The organism is Microvirga makkahensis (assembly GCF_009830105.1).
Taxonomy (GTDB): Bacteria; Pseudomonadota; Alphaproteobacteria; order Rhizobiales; family Beijerinckiaceae; genus Microvirga; species Microvirga makkahensis.
In genome coordinates, this window is record NZ_WURB01000066.1 from 1 (window position 1) to 2124 (window position 2124).

General features: G+C 65.4%; 3 protein-coding genes and 1 pseudogene. All 4 read left to right on the top strand.

Annotated elements, in window-relative coordinates; translation table 11 throughout:
• Window positions 1-380 (top strand): annotated as a pseudogene (locus GR328_RS26385) (pseudouridine synthase); the annotation flags it as partial.
• 13 nt (window positions 381-393) lie between these two features.
• Window positions 394-951 (top strand): 16S rRNA (guanine(966)-N(2))-methyltransferase RsmD, encoded by a 558-nt coding sequence (rsmD, locus tag GR328_RS26390; protein ID WP_160888610.1) that lies wholly within the window; start codon window positions 394-396, stop codon window positions 949-951.
• 81 nt (window positions 952-1032) lie between these two features.
• The gene (locus tag GR328_RS26395) at window positions 1033-1827 is read left to right on the top strand and encodes a hypothetical protein (RefSeq protein WP_160888611.1); all 795 of its coding nucleotides are present in this window, start codon (window positions 1033-1035) and stop codon (window positions 1825-1827) included.
• Between the two features lie 99 nt (window positions 1828-1926).
• Window positions 1927-2124: alcohol dehydrogenase catalytic domain-containing protein (locus GR328_RS26400; protein WP_160888612.1), on the top strand; the 198-nt coding region annotated here is incomplete at its 3' end.

A 2124-nucleotide genomic window follows, 5' to 3' on the forward strand; every position in this document is an offset into this window, starting at 1 on the left:
CCGCCCGCGGCGAGGACCGCCCGCGCCGCCGTGACGACCGCGATGCGCCGCCCTCCCGTTTCAAGCGCGAGGGCAGCGCAAGCCGCACCCGCCGCGACGAGGACGAGCGCCCGCGCCGCCCGGCTGGCGACCGTCCGTTCCGCTCCCGCGAGGGCGGCGAGGACCGCCCGCGTGCTCGCCAGGGCGAGCGCCCCTTCCGCGCGCGCGGTGAGGGTGGCGACGAGCGTCCGCGCCGTGGTCCTCCGCGTGGCGAAGGCCCCTCCCGTAGCGGCCCGCGCGGTGGCGGAGGCTTCAAGGGCGGGCCGAGAGGCGCGTCGAAGGGCGGCTTCAAGGGTGGATCCAAAGGCGGCTCGAAGGGTGGCCCGCGCGGCCGTCGCTGATGAGGGTTAGACCATGAGAATTGTGGGCGGGCGCTGGCGCGGCCGCTCGCTCAAGGGGCCGAGCTCGGACGCCATCCGCCCGACCTCGGACCGCCTGCGCGAGACGATCTTCAACATCCTGCAGCACGGCTACGACGACCCGGTCGAGGGCGCGCGCGTGCTCGACCTGTTCGCGGGCACCGGCGCCATGGGCCTCGAAGCGCTGTCGCGCGGCTCGGCCTTCGCGCTCTTCGTCGATGACGGCGCGCAGGCGCGCGGCCTCATCCGCGAGAACGTGGAAGCACTGGGCGCGGGCGGCGCGACCCGCCTCTTCCGCCGCGACGCCACGCGCATGGGCGAGGCCGCGCCGAACGCCCCCTTCTCCGTGGTGTTCTGCGATCCGCCCTATGGCAAGGACCTCGCCCCGAAGGCGTTGCGCTCCTGCGCCGAGGGCGGATGGCTGACGCCGGATGCGCTGGTGATCGTGGAAGAGGCGCAGGGCATCGAGGTGACGTTGCCGGAAGGCTTCGAGGAGATCGAGCGGCGCGACTACGGCGAGACGAAAGTGGTGTTCGGGCGGTTCAAAGGGTGAAAGCAGAAGCCAGAGTCACTTTCGTCAAGTGATACAATATGGCACAATCGAGGATCTCGAACCGACCCGCTCCACCCGCAGATGGTTTCGATCCTCGACTGGCTGACACGTATCCGAATGCTGCTCGGGTGCGCATTGTGCGCCTGTGTAGTCTACTGGCTGATCTGGCTTCTGCATTCGCCAGATCCCTGGGAACCAGAGATTCTGTTTCTGGTTTTCGGGCTTTGGTGCTTTTCGCCCCTGCTGGTGCTGACTTGGGCGCTGCTTCCAGGATCGGGCGATCATGCTCGGGCATACGTTGCGGTCCGCTACGCCATCGCCCTCCACATCATTCTCACGCTGTTTCTTGCCATTCCATTTGGCATCGAATGGGCTGCTATGGGCATCACCGGAATCCTGATCGACCTAGCGGTGATCGGATTGGGGCCCTGGCGGACTGACGACCATGCGCCTTTGCGCTTTTACCGGAAAGGTCATCTGATCTTCAGCGGAGGCGTCGTCGTCTGTTTGATGACTTGGTCATACATGAACGTTGTCGTCGTTGCGTGGAAAGCCGAGCGTATCGCAGCAGGCAAGCCGTATTGTCTTCAAATTCCTTCCACCCGCTCAAGCGACTACAAGGAAACCACGAGCCTCCACGATCTGCGCGGACTGACGATGCAAGCCTGGTACTGGAAGGATATCACTGTCAACTTCCATGCCGTGCTTGTCGTGGAAAATGGAAGTGGGTTTTCCTGGTACAACTGGTCCTATCGGAAAGTCCGGTTCACACCCCTCGTACGAAAGGATCTCGAAAGCGCGGTGATCGGGATGAGGGAGCCGAGCTGCGAGCTCGAACCTCACTTCGTTCAGGCTCTTCCGTTCTTCACGTTCTAGGCTGCTTCAGGGCGTTGCCCGTAACGTCACCTGATTTGCCCCACCGTCATCTGCCCGCTATACCGCCCTTTCCTGCCCCTCGCGCATGAAAGGCCTCCCATGAAAGCCGTCCTCTTCGAGCAATTCGGCCAGCCGCCCCGCGTGCAGAGCGTGCCCGATCCGACGCCGTCCACCGAGGGCGTGGTGATCAAGGTGGAGGCGACGGGGCTGTGCCGGAGCGACTGGCACGGATGGATGGGGCACGATCCCGACGTTACGCTGCCGCACGTGCCGGGGCACGAGCTGGCGGGCACGGTT

Coding starts and splice junctions, on each gene's coding strand:
- GR328_RS26395 (WP_160888611.1), top strand. CDS start 1,033: ATGGTTTCGATCCTCGACTGGCTGACACGTATCCGAATGCTGCTCGGG.
- rsmD (WP_160888610.1), top strand. CDS start 394: ATGAGAATTGTGGGCGGGCGCTGGCGCGGCCGCTCGCTCAAGGGGCCG.